The 16,736-nt window shown below is 31.4% G+C and carries 16 protein-coding genes; 12 read left to right on the forward strand and 4 right to left on the reverse strand.

Features of this window, described 5'->3' with window-relative positions; translation table 11 throughout:
• The first annotated feature begins 8 nt into the window (after window positions 1–8).
• The gene (locus Q0678_RS00235) at window positions 9–770 is read left to right on the forward strand and encodes an NAD(P)-binding domain-containing protein (RefSeq protein WP_299052284.1); all 762 of its coding nucleotides are present in this window, start codon (window positions 9–11) and stop codon (window positions 768–770) included.
• A gap of 38 nt (window positions 771–808) precedes the next feature.
• On the opposite strand, the gene gldG is transcribed toward Q0678_RS00235, so the two are convergent.
• Genes gldG through Q0678_RS00250 form a run of 3 tightly spaced genes read right to left on the reverse strand, consistent with a single transcriptional unit; the run spans window position 809 to window position 4,071 of the window.
• Window positions 809–2,452 (reverse strand): gliding motility-associated ABC transporter substrate-binding protein GldG, encoded by a 1,644-nt coding sequence (gldG, locus tag Q0678_RS00240; RefSeq protein WP_299052286.1) that lies wholly within the window; start codon window positions 2,450–2,452, stop codon window positions 809–811.
• Entirely contained in the window at window positions 2,445–3,161 is a 717-nt protein-coding gene (gene gldF, locus Q0678_RS00245) for a gliding motility-associated ABC transporter permease subunit GldF (RefSeq protein ID WP_299052288.1), read from the reverse strand. Before gldF ends, gldG begins: the two co-directional genes overlap by 8 nt.
• Window positions 3,162–3,210: 49 nt before the next feature.
• Window positions 3,211–4,071: an SAM-dependent chlorinase/fluorinase gene (locus Q0678_RS00250; RefSeq protein ID WP_299052290.1), complete on the reverse strand. Its 861-nt coding sequence runs from the start codon at window positions 4,069–4,071 to the stop codon at window positions 3,211–3,213.
• Window positions 4,072–4,201: 130 nt separating this feature from the next.
• On the opposite strand from Q0678_RS00250, the gene Q0678_RS00255 reads away from it, so the two are divergent.
• From Q0678_RS00255 to Q0678_RS00280, 6 genes are all read left to right on the forward strand, one after another.
• On the forward strand, window positions 4,202–5,155 hold the full coding sequence (locus Q0678_RS00255; RefSeq protein ID WP_299052293.1) for a PhoH family protein: 954 nt from the start codon (window positions 4,202–4,204) through the stop codon (window positions 5,153–5,155).
• 14 nt (window positions 5,156–5,169) lie between these two features.
• Complete coding sequence (locus Q0678_RS00260) at window positions 5,170–5,565, forward strand: hypothetical protein (RefSeq protein ID WP_299052295.1); 396 nt, start codon at window positions 5,170–5,172, stop codon at window positions 5,563–5,565.
• Window positions 5,566–5,617: 52 nt separating this feature from the next.
• Window positions 5,618–6,565 carry a phosphoribosylaminoimidazolesuccinocarboxamide synthase gene (locus Q0678_RS00265; RefSeq protein ID WP_299052298.1) on the forward strand — a complete coding sequence of 316 codons (948 nt, stop codon included), beginning with the start codon at window positions 5,618–5,620 and terminating at the stop codon, window positions 6,563–6,565.
• Between the two features lie 115 nt (window positions 6,566–6,680).
• The gene (fabV, locus tag Q0678_RS00270; RefSeq protein ID WP_299052300.1) at window positions 6,681–7,868 is read left to right on the forward strand and encodes an enoyl-ACP reductase FabV; all 1,188 of its coding nucleotides are present in this window, start codon (window positions 6,681–6,683) and stop codon (window positions 7,866–7,868) included.
• Window positions 7,869–7,960: 92 nt separating this feature from the next.
• On the forward strand, window positions 7,961–8,443 hold the full coding sequence (locus tag Q0678_RS00275; RefSeq protein ID WP_299052302.1) for a hypothetical protein: 483 nt from the start codon (window positions 7,961–7,963) through the stop codon (window positions 8,441–8,443).
• On the forward strand, window positions 8,436–8,804 hold the full coding sequence (locus tag Q0678_RS00280; protein ID WP_299052304.1) for a glyoxalase: 369 nt from the start codon (window positions 8,436–8,438) through the stop codon (window positions 8,802–8,804). Before Q0678_RS00275 ends, Q0678_RS00280 begins: the two co-directional genes overlap by 8 nt.
• 261 nt (window positions 8,805–9,065) lie before the next feature.
• Here the strand turns inward: Q0678_RS00280 and Q0678_RS00285 are convergent, their stop codons facing one another.
• Window positions 9,066–9,872: a sulfite exporter TauE/SafE family protein gene (locus Q0678_RS00285; protein WP_299052306.1), complete on the reverse strand. Its 807-nt coding sequence runs from the start codon at window positions 9,870–9,872 to the stop codon at window positions 9,066–9,068.
• Window positions 9,873–9,934: 62 nt separating this feature from the next.
• Here Q0678_RS00285 and Q0678_RS00290 point away from each other — a divergent pair, with 62 nt between their 5' ends.
• From Q0678_RS00290 to Q0678_RS00310, 5 genes are all read left to right on the forward strand, one after another.
• Window positions 9,935–10,354 carry a helix-turn-helix domain-containing protein gene (locus Q0678_RS00290; protein WP_299052308.1) on the forward strand — a complete coding sequence of 140 codons (420 nt, stop codon included), beginning with the start codon at window positions 9,935–9,937 and terminating at the stop codon, window positions 10,352–10,354.
• Window positions 10,355–10,461: 107 nt separating this feature from the next.
• Window positions 10,462–11,676, forward strand: a complete 1,215-nt coding sequence (locus tag Q0678_RS00295; RefSeq protein ID WP_299052309.1) for a hypothetical protein — start codon at window positions 10,462–10,464, stop codon at window positions 11,674–11,676.
• 11 nt (window positions 11,677–11,687) lie between these two features.
• On the forward strand, window positions 11,688–11,948 hold the full coding sequence (locus tag Q0678_RS00300; RefSeq protein WP_299052311.1) for a DUF4212 domain-containing protein: 261 nt from the start codon (window positions 11,688–11,690) through the stop codon (window positions 11,946–11,948).
• A 29-nt stretch (window positions 11,949–11,977) separates the two neighbouring features.
• Window positions 11,978–13,747 carry a sodium:solute symporter family protein gene (locus Q0678_RS00305; protein ID WP_299052313.1) on the forward strand — a complete coding sequence of 590 codons (1,770 nt, stop codon included), beginning with the start codon at window positions 11,978–11,980 and terminating at the stop codon, window positions 13,745–13,747.
• Between the two features lie 290 nt (window positions 13,748–14,037).
• A complete protein-coding gene (locus Q0678_RS00310) occupies window positions 14,038–16,728 on the forward strand; it encodes a sensor histidine kinase (RefSeq protein ID WP_299052315.1) in 2,691 nt (896 codons plus the stop codon).
• Window positions 16,729–16,736: the final 8 nt, after the last annotated feature.

Genomic DNA, 16,736 nt, shown 5'->3' on the forward strand with positions numbered 1-16,736 from the left:
TAATTTTTATGAACAATATAAGTATTTTAGGTTGTGGTTGGCTGGGTAAGCCTTTGGCTGTTTCTTTTTTAGAAGATGGTTTTTCTGTAAAAGGATCTACCACTTCTGATGAGAGGATAGAGGAGTTAGAAGCTTTGGGGATTGAAACTCATTTGGTAAATATTTCTGAATTTGAAGAGTTTGATTATTTTTTAGAGTCAGATATTTTAATAATTGCCATTACTTCTAAAGACGTTGATGGTTTTGAGAATTTGATTTCTCAAATTCAAAATTCTTCTATACAAAAAGTTATTTTTATTAGTTCTACCTCGGTTTACCCGATGTCTAACAAAATAATGACAGAACTAGAACCTGTTTTAAAGACGCCATTAACTGAAATAGAAAACTTATTTAGACAAAACAATTTCTTCGAAACTACAATTATTCGTTTTGCGGGGTTGTTTGGTGGAGACAGACATCCTGCCAACTGGTTTAAAAACGGACGTAAAATTCCGCAACCAAAAGGGTTTGTAAACATGATTCACAGAGAAGATTGTATTGAAATTATTCATACAGTTATTGCTCAAAACTCTTGGAATAGAACTTTTAATGCTTGTTCTAACCATCATCCTACAAGAAGTGAGTTTTATATAAATGCAAAACTTAGTAAAAATTTAGAACTTCCAGAATTTGAAGACAATGAAGAAGTGAAATGGAAAATTATAAGCTCTAAAAAACTTCAAAATATTTTAGATTATACATTTATTCATGACGATTTGCTGTCTATTTAACCTAAAAATTATTGTTACATTTTGTAATCTATAAAAAGTTACAATGTATATTTTCGTTTTCTTAAGTAATTGAAAATAAATCCGAAAATAAATAAAACCAAAATAGGTAGAACAACATTTAAAGACTGCCAAAAACTTCTTTCTTTGTATGCTTTTTGCTTGTTTAAGGTTTTTATTTTTAATGTTTTGTTTCGTAGTTTCATTAAGCCATCATCATCTAATAAAAAAGAAATACAATTTAAAAGAAAATCTTTGTTGCCAAATGTTTCATTGGTCCATTTATCTCTATTTAAATCGAAGGGTTGTTCTTTTAAAAGTTGATTTTTACCTACGTCACCGTCTGCAATAACAATCATTTTATTTTTAATAAATTTTTCTTCGTAAAGATTTGTTTCAAAGGGTTTTATTCTATTTTTATAGGCAGATTTAAAATTACCTTCTAGTAAAACAGCAAATAGTTGGCTGCCATCTGTATACTCTTTTTCGTTTACTTTTTCTGCAATGCTCTGTAATTCTACAATTGTAGGTGTGCCTACTTTTTTAGTTAAAAGTGAACTTGTTAAAAGTGGCGTTTTTTTAAGGTTATTTTTTAAAGTATCGATAGCGCTCACAAATTGTAACCTTACAGGAGCAATGTTTTTTGTAATTTCATGATTTGGATTCCCATTCACTAACGGATGATAAAACCATTCTATGTTTTTAAATTGAGTTTGATTGCCAATATTACCTGTGGCTAAAGGTATTTTAGCAGCATACAAATCTTTAATTAAGTGAGTGTTTATTCGAACTCCATAAGAAAACAGTAAATCTGTAAGCGCTAAATCTCTTGGGTATGCAAGTAATTTACCTTCTTTAAGCAAGCTATCTTGTTCTGCTTGTACGTTGTCTATCATCCAAAGAGTTTTACCACCATTGGTAATAAACTGGTCTAGTAAAAATTTTTCTTTTTCGGTAAATTTTTCTGTAGGTTTTGCAATTATAGCAAGGTCTAAGGTTGATATATCTGTTAGGGTTTGTGCAGCATTAGTTGCAACAGAGTCTAGCGTAAATTTAGCTAGTTTGTGCTTTTTTGCTACTTCGCTTAAAAAGCTATAAATATAAATGTCGTTTAATTCACCATTGCCAGTTAATACTGCTACTTTTTTTTCTGAAGTTTTACTAATGGCATGTATTGCATTAGAAAAACAATACTCTAAATTTTCAATAGCTTTTTCTAACTGTTCATCTTCCGATGCTACAATTGCATTGGGCAATAAAGAAACTTTGTTAGCTTTGTTTTTAAAAGAAATTTCTGCCCATGGAAAAATAATTGCTTCAGATAGTTTACCAGCTTCTTCTACTGTTAATTGACTAGGCATCATTCCTTTTTTAATTAGCCTTTCCCTTAAGTTGTCTGGGTTTATAAAATTAATTTTTATTAGTTTATTTACGGCTGCTACTTCCTCTAAATATTGTTTGGTTTCTAATTGAAGTCTCTTAAATTCAGAAGGAAAATCGCCTTCTAAATAAACAGAGATATAAAGAGGTTCTTTAACTTTGGTAAGAATGTTTTTAGTTGTTTCAGAAAGAGTGTATCTCTTGTTTTCTGTAAAATCGAATCGTTTATAAAAAGACTGATTTAGGATGTTTAAGAGTATTAAACCTATAAAAATAGATGCTATTTTTTTTGTTTTCTTATTCATTTTCGATTCTAGTTTTAGTAACAAATAAAAAGAAAACGGTTATACTTATAAAGTAGATGATGTCTCTACTGTCTAATACACCTCTAGAAATGCTTCTATAATGTTCGTAAATGCCTATTTTTTTGATTGATAAGTCCGTATCAAAAGAATTGGCAATAGCATCAAAACCAAAAAATAAGAAAAAGGTTATTAATACTCCTAAAATAAATGCAACTATTTGGTTTTTAGAGAGTGTAGAGGTAAATAATCCGATAGATATATAAGTTGCAGTTAAAAATAAAAGGCCTAAATACGAGCCAAATGTACTCCCGAAATCAATATTTCCGGTAGTATTACTTAATTGGTAAATGGTGTATACGTATATTAAGGTTGGTATTAAAGCAGTTAAAACTAAAAGCAGTGCTGCTGTAAATTTACCCAAAACAATTTGCCAACTAGAAATTGGTTTTGTTTTTAGTAGCTCTATGGTTCCGTTATTAAATTCATCTGCAAAACTTTTCATTGTAATTGCAGGTATTAAAAATAAAAATAACCAAGGCGATAAGTAAAAGAAAGCATTTAAGTCTGCAAAACCAGCGTTTAAGATGTTAAAATCGCTTTTAAAAATCCATAGAAATAAACCATTAATCAATAAAAATACACCAACTACTAAATAGGCAATTGTGCTTGCAAAAAACGAGTTGAATTCTTTTTTTAGAATGGGTATCAAATTATTGTTTTTATTAGTTTTAAAGTTTAACTCTTTTTAAAAATGCATATTAATTTAAAGTAGTGTATTCACTTTTAGGAGTGTCTATAAAATTGATTACAATAATATCTCTATATTCAAGTCCTAATAAAGAATTTGCACCACCAACAGTATCAGAATTACTTCTGTAAATAGCAATTTCTAAATATGAAGCAGAGTTAAAAAGGGCTAATTTTTGACCCTCAAATTGCTGATTGCTATAACCGCTATTGCTAGCAATTTCGTTATACTTCGAAAATATTTTAGTAAATTCATGTTTTTTAGAAATAATTTTAAAATCTCTTCCTTTGCCAACATCAGCAAACATTTTTTCACTAATATTTGAAATTGCATTTCCGTAATTGTCAATGTAAATAACGCCACCAACAATTTGGTTTTCTGTTTGATTTACTTTGGGCTGAATTTCAGTAATTTTTTTATAGTCTGTAATTTCCTTTCCAATAACTGTTAAATTGCCGCCTCTGCCAATAAAACAAGCAACTTGCACAAAAACATCTAACACAGGAAAACTACTTTCTATGCGGTCATGAATATTTATTTCTACAATTTTAGCAGGTTTAATTTCTGCTGCAATCATAGAAATTAAACCATTGTCTGGGCATACAAAAAAATGACCGTCTAATTCTAAAGCAATGTGTTTGTTTTCTTCACTTAACTCAGAATCTACCCCAACAATATGCACCGTTCCTTTAGGGAAACTCTTGTAAGAATTTTTAATAATATAAGCAGTTTCTGTAATGTTAAACGGAGATATTTCATGAGTAATATCTACAATTTTAGCTTCAGGTAACTCTGTATAGATAGCTCCTTTAACAGCGCCAACAAAGTGGTCTTTGGTGCCAAAATCTGTAGTAAGAGTTATAATAGACATTTATTTACTGCTGTTAATTAAGTTGTGTAAAAGTTCTGAATTATTTTACGCAAATCTAATCAATTTAGAAATTTTATTCATTATTTTTAAATGAAATTAAAAATGCTTTTTAACAATTAAAAATAAACATTTGAACGAACGCATTATAGAGTTAGAAGAAATAAATCCAAAAGATTTTTTTGGTACAAACAATAGTACCATAGAGCAATTAAAAAGATATTTCCCAAAAATAAAGATTGTTGCTAGAGGTTCTCATATGAAAATTTATGGTGCATCTGATGTATTGGATGAATTTGAAATTCGTATGGAGAGGTTGATAAAGTATTTCAATCGCTACAATAAATTAGATGAAAATAGCATAGAGCGTATTTTAACTTCTACAGGAAATGACGAAAAACTCGCAGCATCAAAAAACTCTAAAGAAGTTTTGGTACATGGTGTTTCTGGTAGATTGATTAAAGCCCAAACCGAAAACCAACGCAAAATGGTTACTTTAATGGCAAAAAATGACATGTTATTTGCTGTTGGACCTGCAGGTACTGGTAAAACTTACACCGCTGTTGCTTTGGCTGTAAAAGCACTTAAAGAAAAAGAGGTTAGACGTATTATTTTAACGAGACCAGCAGTAGAATCTGGTGAAAATTTAGGTTTTTTACCTGGTGATTTAAAAGAAAAATTAGACCCGTACATGCAGCCGTTGTACGATGCCTTACGAGACATGATTCCGCATGAAAGGTTAGAGTCTCACTTAGAAAAAGGTGTCATACAAATTGCACCTTTGGCGTTTATGCGAGGTAGAACTTTAGACAATGCATTTGTAATTTTAGATGAAGCACAAAATACCACTCACAATCAAATGAAAATGTTTTTGACTAGAATGGGAAAAAGCGCCAAGTTTATTATTACTGGAGATCCTGGTCAGATAGATTTACCTAGAAAACAAGTTTCTGGGTTAAAAGAGTCTTTACTTGCACTAAAAGACATTGAAGGCATTGCACAAGTCTATTTAGATGATAAAGATGTGGTAAGACATCGATTGGTAAAACAAATAATTTCTGCCTATAAGAGCATCGAGACAGAATAATTGGTTTTTGGTTTATGGAGTATAAGAACGATTTTATTGAAAGAGAGGTTCAGAGAATAACACAATTTATTAGAGAATTAATTAATAAAATTGCTACAGGCGGAAGCTCGGAAGCTTATAGAGATACCATAGATAAACAATTAAAGGAGAAATTAGATTTCGGTTTTTATGAGTTATTAAAACTGAACAATGCAGAACTGATCAATAAAATAAAAGGAGTAGATGTGATGATTTTGAGTAGTTTAGTGTCTCTATTTTATGGGTTAGATATTGCAAATGATGACTTTACAGCATCTAATGAAGTAAAAAGAGTATCATTAATTATAATTGAAGAAATAGAAAAAACAACAGACATCTATTCTTTACAAAGACAGCAGATAAAAAACTACTTCAAATCTCAAAAAAAATAAATTTGAAAGCCTATTTTTGCAACCAACAACCACAAACTATTATCTTAAATTAATGAACACAATAAACAATACCAATCTACAATTTCCTAAGCAGAAGTCGCTTTATATAGGTAAAGTAAGAGAGGTTTATAATATAGACAACCATCTTTTGGTAATGATTGCTACAGACAGATTGTCTGCTTTTGATGTTGTTTTACCACGTCAAATTCCGTTTAAAGGGCAAATTCTGAATCAGATTGCAACTAAAATGATGCATGAAACAGCAGCCATTGTTCCGAATTGGTTAGTTGCCAATCCAGATGAAAATGTAGCCGTTGGTCATTTATGCGAACCATTTAAAGTAGAAATGGTAATTAGAGGCTATTTGTCTGGGCACGCAGCCAGAGAATACAAGCTGGGTAAAAGAATTCTTTGTGGTGTTGCAATGCCAGAAGGTTTAAAAGAGAACGATAAATTTCCAACGCCAATAATTACGCCATCTACAAAAGCAGATAATGGCGAACATGATGAAGATATTTCTCGTGAAGAAATTTTAGCAAAAGGAATTGTTTCTGAAGCAGATTATTTAGTTTTAGAAGAATATACGCGTAAATTATTTACCAAAGGTTCAGAAATTGCTGCAAAAAGAGGGTTGATTTTGGTAGATACAAAATACGAATTCGGAAAAACAAAAGAAGGTAAAATTGTTTTGATTGATGAAATTCATACCCCAGACTCTTCGCGATATTTTTATGCTGACGGATATCAAGAAAGACAAGATAAAGCAGTACCACAAAAACAATTGTCTAAAGAATTTGTAAGACAATGGTTGATAGAAAATGGATTTCAAGGAAAAGAAGGCCAGCAAGTGCCAGAAATGACAGATGAAAAAGTGCTTGAAATTTCGAATAGATACATAGAATTGTATGAGCAAATTACAGGAGAAACTTTTGTAAAAGCATCTACAGAAAATGTTTTAAAGAGAATTGAAACGAATGTAAATTCTTTTTTATCAAAATAAATACAGCTTACTTTAATACCTAAAATTAGGGCAAGCAGCAACTTAAAATAAAAATCAATAAATAGTTAACTTTGTTACTGTTTTAAAGTAACTAGTTAAAAATAAACACACAAAAATGATTATAGAACCAAGAACAAGAGGATTTATTTGTTTAACATCGCACCCAACAGGATGCGAACAAAACGTGATCAATCAAATTGAATATGTAAAATCTAAAGGAAAAATTGAAGGCGCTAAAAAAGTATTAGTTATTGGGGCATCAACAGGATTTGGATTGGCATCTAGAATTTCAAGTGCTTTTGGTTCAGATGCTGCTACAATTGGTGTTTTCTTTGACAAGCCAGGTACAGAAGGCAGACCAGGGTCGCCAGGTTATTACAATACTGCTGCTTTCGAAAAACATGCAAATGCAGCTGGTTTGTATGCAAAAAGTGTAAACGGAGATGCTTTTTCTAATGAGATCAAAGAAGAGGTAATTCAGTTGATTAAAGAAGATTTAGGTCAAATAGATTTGGTAATTTACAGTTTAGCATCACCTGTAAGAACGCATCCAACAACCGGAAAAAGGTATAAATCGGTTTTAAAACCAATTGGCGATGTTTTTTCTAATAAAACAGTAGATTTTCATACCGGAAATGTATCAGAAATTTCTATAAATCCTGCAGAAGGAGATGATGTAGAAAATACAGTAACTGTAATGGGTGGTGAAGATTGGAAAATGTGGATGGATGCTTTGCAAGCTGAAAATTTATTAGCAAACGGAGCAACAACGGTTGCATATTCTTACATTGGCCCAGAAGTTACAAAGCCAGTTTATAGAAATGGTACTATTGGTGCTGCAAAAGATCATTTAGAGGCAACTGCTTTTACGATTGCAGATGCATTAAAATCAATTGATGGTAAAGCATATGTGTCTGTAAATAAGGCATTGGTAACTCAGGCTAGTTCTGCTATTCCTGTAATTCCGTTGTACATTTCTTTGTTATATAAAATTATGAAATCGAAAGGAATTCATGAAGGTTGTATCGAGCAAATTCAGCGTTTGTATAGTCAGCGTTTATTTGGTCGCGATTTAGCTTTAGATGCTAAGGGAAGAATTAGAATAGACGATTGGGAAATGAGAGAAGATGTGCAAGCAGAAGTTGCAAGTCTTTGGGAAAAAGCAACCACAGAAAACTTATCTGAAATAGGAGATTTAGAAGGGTATAGCAACGATTTTTATAATCTATTCGGATTTAAAGTTGCTGCCGTAGATTATGCCGCAGATGTAAATGAAGTAGTGCAAGTGCCAAGTATTCAGTAAGTAGCTTTAATAAGCTAGAATACAATTAAAGTAATTTTTGATAAATAAAACTACAAACCTCAAAGGTTTTTAACTTTTGAGGTTTTTTTATAATGAAAGCCGTAACTATAAAACAACTTAAAGACGAATTAGCTCATAAATCTGCTCAAGATTTAAAAGAGTTGTGTTTGCATTTGGCGCGTTTTAAAAAAGAAAACAAAGAGCTTTTAACCTATGTATTGTTTGAGTCGCATGACGAAGATGGCTATATAGTAACCCTAAAAGAAGAGGTAGATGTTCAGTTTGATGAAATTAACACCCATAGTTTTTATTACATTAGAAAAAGTATGCGTAAAATATTAACAGGCATTAAAAAGCACATACGGTATTCAAAAAAGAAAGAAACAGAGGTGGAGTTGTTATTGTATTTTTGTGCCAAATTAAAAGCGTTTAGGCCTTCTATAAAAAGAAGTGTTCAGTTGCAAAATGTTTTTGATACGCAGTTAAGAATGGCTAAAAAAGCCATTGAAAAGTTGCATGAAGATTTACAGTACGATTTTCAATTAGAAGTAGATAATTTGTTAGATAATGAATAAAGAGAGACCGGTTTTAGAAAACCTATTGAAAGAGAATATGTCTGAATTAGAGATTTTTCAGAACACCACTTTACGTCCTGTTATTAAAATGCAACATAGTTTGTTGATACATTCTTTTAAAAACTACTTACAAAAAAGAAAAATAGATTTTACAAGTCTTACCGACCAAAAGAAAAGAAGTAAAATAAAAGGTGTTTTTACCAAAGACATTAATTATAAGAATTTTACTTTAGGATGTATTGTTGGAGCATTTTCAGAGGAAGAATATCAATTGTATGCTCCAAATTCTTCAGAAATACATAGAAGAATTCTTCAAATTATAATACAGAGAATTCAAGATTCAATCTTAGAAATTTCATAAAAAAACCGTTTACTGGCAACGGTTTATCAATCAACCAAAAACGCCTATTGTTTCACTAAAACCAACTATTCTAAACAATTAGCTTAGCGAGAAGTATCTTTATAGCATTATTAATGCTACATCATAAAGACAGGTTTTATTTGTTTAAACAAAACTTAAATTTAACTTAAAAAAGAAGTAGAAAAAGGTTGTTGTATTATCTTGATTTTTAAGTCTATTGATTTGTTGCTGAATCTTTTAATCTTTATTTGTAAGTCATGTTTACAGAAATAAATATTTCCATAAAATTCTAATACCTACAAAAGCAATTAATAGTGCAGTTGCTTTTTTTAACAAAACAGGGCTAAAGTAGTTATTGCGAAGTCTATTCCCAATTTGGCTTCCTATAAATACAGTTACTAATAGTACAGAGGTTAATTGCCAGTTTATTGTAAAGTCAGAATTTGTAGATTGCCCAATAAGACCAGCTATCGAGTTTAGTAAAATAAAGACACTTGCTGTAGCGGCAATTTTTTTAGGAGTATTCCAATTTGTAAGGTGAAGTACTGGAGCTAAAAAAACGCCACCACCAATACCTACCATTCCAGATATAAAACCGATAACGCTTCCGAAGCCAGCATTAATAATTTTATATTCTTTAAATTTAAGAGGTTTGTTATTAATTTTAGAAATAAACATGCTAACAGCCGCAAACAAAAGGGTGAAACCAAGTAGTATAAAAAAGAAACTTTGACTAATTTTAAGCTTTCCGCCTAAAAAAGAAAACGGAATGCTAAAAAGAACAAGCGGTATAATTTTTTTCCAAACAATTGCTTTTTGTTTTTGAAACATATAGCTATTGCCAGATACTACTAAAATATTGCACAACAACGCTGTTGTTCTAATTTCTGTAAAAGCCATGCTTGTAAGTGCTAAAATGGCTAAATATCCAGAGCCACCTCCAAAACCAACAGAAGAGTAGAGTACTGCAATTGTAAAAAATAGAAAAAGTAGTAGATAAAAATTTTCTAGCATTGGGTTTTTCGTATTTGTAGTTTCAAAGAAACAAAAACTGTTTAGTATACCCATTAATTAAATAAACATTTTTGTTATTAATGCTAATTTAGTATATTTATGCTAAATTTATATATATGAATATAGAATCTTGCCCAAATTGCAACTCTAATAGTTACATTAAGAGTGGAATAATAAAAAATAGACAGCGTTACAAATGCAAAAAATGCAATTATTTTTTCACTGTAAATAAGATAGGTAAAAAGATTGATGATTATTATGTGAATAAATCCTTGCAGTTATACCTTGAGGGATTGACGTATCGTGAAATTGAGAGAATTCTAGGAGTTTCTCATGTGAGTATCATGAATTGGGTTAAAAAATACAACATCAAAAGACCGTATAATTCTAATTATCACCCTAGTTATAAAATTTTTAATGCGGCAGAGTTGAGTTCTTATTTTCAAGATCCTAAAAATATAAAAGGGGCAGGAGTAGTGGTAACAGAGTTAGGAGATAAGTTTATGCTTATTAAATGGGAGCGATTTAGGGATTAGTATATATAATTAACAAATAACTATATAAATATTTTTTTAACTAATTATTTTTAAGAGTTTAGCGAGGCACACAAAATCAATCAATTACTAACTAAACACTTAAATTAATGAGATTACAAAAACTATTCTTGATAGGATTGCTACTCGCATCCTCTCAATTTGTAAGTGCTCAAGGATCGCCTGATTACAATGGCGGTCTTAAAATTAAATTTGACGAAGACGGAAAAAAATACCTTCGTTTAATTTCTTGGGCACAAGTACAAGCTACTTATAATAATGATGCCGCTGCAACATCAAGCAATACAAGTTTCAATTTAAGAAGAGCACGTATTTTAATGTTCTCTCAAATTACAGACAAATTTTTAATACTTACCCATTTTGGTCTAAATAGCTTAAACGCCAACACGCTTTCTCCAACAGGAAAAGGTACAGGTTCTCAATTGTTTTTTCATGACGTTTGGGCACAATACAGTATAGGTGAAAACCATGCTGTAGGTGCGGGATTGCATTATTTTAATGGTATTTCTAGGTTAAATAACCAAAGTACATTAAATATGATGACCTTAGATAATAACAGACAGTCATGGGCTACCATTGGCTTGTCAGACCAATTTGCAAGACATGTAGGTGTTTTTATGAAAGGGAAGTTTGGTAAATTACAGTATAGAGTTGCTATTAACGATGCTATTGCAAATGGTTTAGATGATAGGCCTGCAGTAAGCGGACAAGCAGTGTACGGTGGTACAAATATATTAGGTACCAAAGATGCAGGTAAAACATTTGCAGGTTATTTCGAATACAATTTTTTAAGTCAAGAATCTAATTTCTTACCCTTTAAGGTAGGTAGTTATTTAGGCGGAAAAAAAGTTTTTAATGTTGGGGCAGGTTTTTTCTTACATCCTAATGGTGCTGTAAAGTTAGAAAGCGGCAATGCTGTAGGCGAAGACGTATCTATATTTGCTATTGATGCTTTTTATGATACCCCTTTAGGAGACGATGGCAGCGCATTAACGGCTTATGCAACTTATCAAGCTAACAATTACGGAGAAAATTATTTATACAGTGCTTATGGTACAGGTAGCATGGTGTATTCTCATGTAGGATATGTTTTTGCTGGCGATACTTCAAAGACCAGATATCAGCCTTATGTTTCTTATGGTAACAATACTTATGATGCTACTTCTAATAACAGAAATATACTTGGCTTGGGTGTAAACGCGTATTTAAGCGGTCATCACTCTAAACTAACATTAGAGTATAAAAATCAAGATTTTGGCACCGCTACAAGTGCAATTACTTTACAAGCAATGATTTATTTATAAAAACAAAAAAGATGAGCAATAAACAAGAACACGCAACTGCGTATTGGAAACAGAACCTAAAGTACTTAATTATTTTACTGTCAATTTGGTTTGTCGTTTCTTTTGGATGCGGAATACTATTCAGAGAAGAATTAAATCAACTACGACTAGGAGGCTTTAAATTAGGCTTTTGGTTTGCACAACAAGGATCTATTTATGTATTTGTAATACTGATTTTTGTATATGTAAGATTGATGAACAAATTAGATAAGAAATACGGTTTTGACGAATAAACCACTAAACTTTTAAAAATATATTTATTATGAGTGTACAAACTTGGACTTGGATATTAGTAGGAATTACTTTTGCCCTTTATTTTGGAATCGCAATTTGGGCAAGAGCAGGTTCTACAAAAGAATTTTATGTTGCTGGCGGAGGTGTTTCTCCCTTAGCAAATGGTATGGCAACTGCCGCAGATTGGATGTCTGCTGCCTCTTTTATAAGTATGGCAGGTATTATTTCCTTTGCAGGGTATGATGGTTCTGTCTATTTAATGGGATGGACTGGTGGCTATGTATTACTGGCATTGTTATTAGCACCTTATTTAAGAAAATTCGGGAAGTTTACAGTGCCTGATTTTATTGGAGACAGGTATTATTCTCATACTGCAAGAACAGTTGCTGTATTTTGTGCTTTAATAGTTTCATTTACCTATGTTGCTGGTCAAATGAGAGGTGTAGGAATTGTATTTTCTCAATTTTTACAGGTAGAAATCGTTTGGGGTGTTTTAATTGGGATGACCGTAGTTTTGGTTTTTGCTTTTTTAGGCGGAATGAAAGGAATTACATATACTCAAGTAGCACAATATTGTGTATTGATTTTCGCATTTATGGTGCCTGCATTTTTTATCTCTATGCAAATGACTGGTAATATTATTCCACAAATTGGTATGGGAGGTACGGTAGAAGGTGGTGAGTTTTTACTCGATAAACTAGATAAATTACACGTACAACTTGGTTTTAATGAATACACAAGTGGTACAAAATCTACTTGGGATGTTTTTGCAATTACGTTAGCCTTAATGGCTGGTACTGCAGGGTTGCCTCACGTAATAGTTCGTTTCTTTACGGTTCCTAAAGTAAAAGATGCACGTAAATCTGCAGGGTATGCATTGTTTTTAATTGCAATTTTATATACCACAGCACCAGCTATTTCAGTTTTTTCTAGAACAAATTTAATTGAAACGGTTAGTGAGAAAAATTATTCTGAAATTCCTGAATGGTTTAAGAATTGGGAAAACACAGGTTTAATTTCTTGGACAGATAAAAACGGAGATGGTAAAATACAATACATCGCAGGAAATGCTTTAGATGGTAAAAAACCAATATATATTGAAGCAAGAGGTACACACGGAGAGCGTTTAATTTCGAATGCAAACATGGCTACAATAAACGAATTGTATGTAGACAGAGATATTATGGTATTGGCAAATCCAGAAATTGCCAACTTGCCAAATTGGGTAATTGCGTTAGTAGCTGCGGGTGGTTTAGCGGCAGCTTTATCTACAGCTGCAGGTTTGTTATTGGTAATTTCTACCTCTGTTTCGCATGATTTAATCAAAAAACAATTAAAACCAGACATTTCTGAAAAAGGAGAATTGCTAGCTGCAAGATTAAGCATACTTGGTGCAATTATTATTGCGGGGTATTTTGGTCTAAATCCACCAGGTTTTGTGGCCGCGGTGGTAGCGCTAGCATTTGGTTTGGCAGCAGCCTCATTTTTTCCGGCTATTATTTTAGGTATTTTCGATAAGAGAATGAATAAAGAAGGAGCCATTGCAGGTATGGTAGTTGGTATTTGTTTGATGCTTTTTTACATGATGAAATACAAACTAGATATGTTTGGCGGCGGTACAAAAGAAGATTGGTGGTTCGGTACTTCTCCTGAAGGTTTTGGTACCATTGCAATGCTTGTTAATTTTGTAATTTCTGTAGTTGTTTCTAGACTTACTGCTGCACCACCAGTAGAAGTGCAACAAATGGTAGAAAGTATTAGAATACCTTCTGGCGCAGGCGAAGCTTCAGATCATTAAGTAATAAAAATAAGTTAGAATTTATTTTTTAGAAATCAGTATTACATTTTGTAATACTGATTTCTTATATTGTTCAAAATTTTTTTACAACAGCTATTTTAAGATGAAAAAACACCATGCACAAAAATTAGTCATCCTTTCAATAATTATTCTATTGTTATTCAATATTCCCTTTGTGTTAATTTTTAATATTGATGGAAACGTACTTGGTTTTCCAACATTATATTTCTCTATTTTTTCTATTTGGCTGGTTTCAATTATTGTTTCTTATATCGTGTTAAATCGTTATTATGAATAATTTTACACTTTTTTTTATCATCATTATTTATTTAGGATTGCTTTTTTACATCGCTTTTTTAGCGGAGAAAAAGAAAAATACCAAGTGGGTAAACAACCCTTATGTGTACACACTTTCTTTGGCTGTGTATTGCTCTGCTTGGACTTATTATGGTAGTGTTGGTATTGCAGCAAATAGTGGTGTAGATTTTTTGCCAATTTATTTAGGTCCAGTTATTTCTGCGCCATTATGGATTCTTTTACTTAAAAAAATTATAAGAATCTCTAAACAAAATAAAATATCTTCTATTGCAGATTTTATTTCTCTACGTTATGGTAACAATCGTTTTTTAGGTGCTTTGGTAACCTTAATTTGTCTATTTGCTACGTTGCCCTATATTTCATTGCAGTTAAAAGCAGTTTCTGAAACGTTTGAAATTATGACGGACAATACTAGTTACACATCTACAAATATTTTAGACGATTCTACATTTTATGTGGCATTGTTACTGGCTATTTTTGCGACTTTTTTTAGTACTCAAAAAACAGATGCATCAGAAAGTCATAAAGGTATTATTGCCTCCGTGGCGTTCGAGTCTGTTTTAAAACTTGTTTTCTTTTTAATTATTGGTGTATATGTTACTTTTTATTTGTTTGATGGCACTGTAGATATTCATCAGCAAATGTCTGTGAAAGAAAATTTTAAAACACTCACCAATTTTAGCGGAGTAGAAGATGGGTTAAACTGGCTTTTTATGATTTCGTTATCTTTTTTTGCTATTTTTTTATTACCAAGACAGTTTCAGGTTTCAGTATTAGAGAACAACAGAGAGCGTCATTTAAAAAAGGCTATTTGGTTGTTTCCGTTGTATTTGTTGCTATTTAATGTTTTTGTAATTTTTATAGCTTGGGCAGGTAAATTAACCTTTGGCGATGCTTCAACTACAGAATATTACTCTCTTTTATTACCCTTAAAACAAGGCAATGTATTTTTAGCAACCTTGGTTTTTTTAGGCGGATTTTCTGCAGTTATTTCTATGGTAATTGTATCTACCTTAGCACTTTCTACAATGGTTAGTAATAATTTAATAATTCCGTATGGATTTTTAAATATGTTCAAAAAAAATGAAACGAATAGAAACTCTAAGTACATTAAAAATATTAGAAGGATCTCTATTTTCACCATCATAATAGCGGCTTATTTTTTCTATGTTTCTTTTTCTAAAGAGCTTTCTTTGTATTCAATAGGGCTTATTTCTTTTGTTATAATTGCACAATTAGCACCTTCTTTTTTTATCGGTTTGTTCTGGAATCGCGGTTCCTCTAAAGCATCTATAATTGGTATTATAGTTGGCTTTTTAATTGTAAGTTATACCTTAATTCTTCCTTTTACCTTGTTTGCTTACACAGGAAATAACAACTTTATAGACAATGGATTGTTTGATGTGGCGTATTTAAAACCACACCAATTATTGAACATCAATTTTTTAAGTCCGCCAGCACATGCTTTCTTTTGGAGTTTGTCATTAAACACCATTTGTTATTTAATATTTTCATTGGCTTTAAAAAGTAATTACAGAGAGCGTAATTATGCAGAAATGTTTGTACAAAGTAGTAGCTTTAGTAATTTACAAGACAATGCGTTTGTTTGGAAAGGAGAGGCTTATGTTAAAGATATTAAAAATGTATTGATACGTTTTTTAGGAAATCAAAAAGCCAATAGAGCGCTAGATTTATTTTTTAGAAAATACAATATAGATAAGAACACGCAGTTGGCAGATGCACGTTTGATAAATTTTTCAGAAAAATTACTAACAGGAAATATTGGTAGTGCATCCGCAAAAATATTAATTGCAAGCGTGGTAAAAGAGGAAGAAATAAGTTTAAGAGAAGTTTTAAAAATATTAGAAGAATCTAAAGAAAACATTATCAATAATAAGGTATTGTTAGAAAAGACAACGCAGCTCTCTAAAATTTCATCAGAATTAAAAAATGTAAATGAAGAGTTGGTGGTAAAAGACAAGCAAAAAGACGAATTTTTAGACACTGTTGCCCATGAATTAAAAACACCAATTACAGGTATTAGGGCATCAACAGAACTATTGATAGACGATTTAGAAGAAATGCCAACCGAGTTAAAAAAACAATTTTTAACCAATATTTTACAAGATTCTGATCGATTGGGTAGATTGATAAACAATATTCTAGATTTTGAAAAATTAGCAACAGGCAAGTTGTTTTTAGATTTAAAACTTCAAGATTTGCAAAAAACAATTCAAAAAGTTCTGGCAAGTGTATCTCAAATAGCAGTTAAAAAAGGGGTACAGATTGTCAATAATAATCCGCATAAATTTTTATTGGTGTATGATGATGATAAAATTCACCAAGTTTTAACCAATTTAATCTCAAATGCAATAAAATTTTGTCCGGCAGCAGAGGGTAAGATTGTAATTGATTGTAAACTAGGTAATAATAGGGCGGAAATTTCGATAACAGACAACGGAAAGGGTATCTTAGAAGAAGATTTTAATTTTATTTTCGATAAGTTTTACCAATCCAAACATCAAAATACAATTAAGCCACAAGGAAGTGGATTGGGATTGGCAATTACAAAACAAATTGTTGCATTGCATCAGGGGACAATTTGGGCAGAAAAACAGCAGAAAAAGGGTGCTAAATTTGTTTTTACCATTCCTTTTAGTTAATTTTATAA

The sequence above is a fragment of the uncultured Polaribacter sp. genome (assembly GCF_947497125.1).
GTDB lineage: Bacteria > Bacteroidota > Bacteroidia > Flavobacteriales > Flavobacteriaceae > Polaribacter.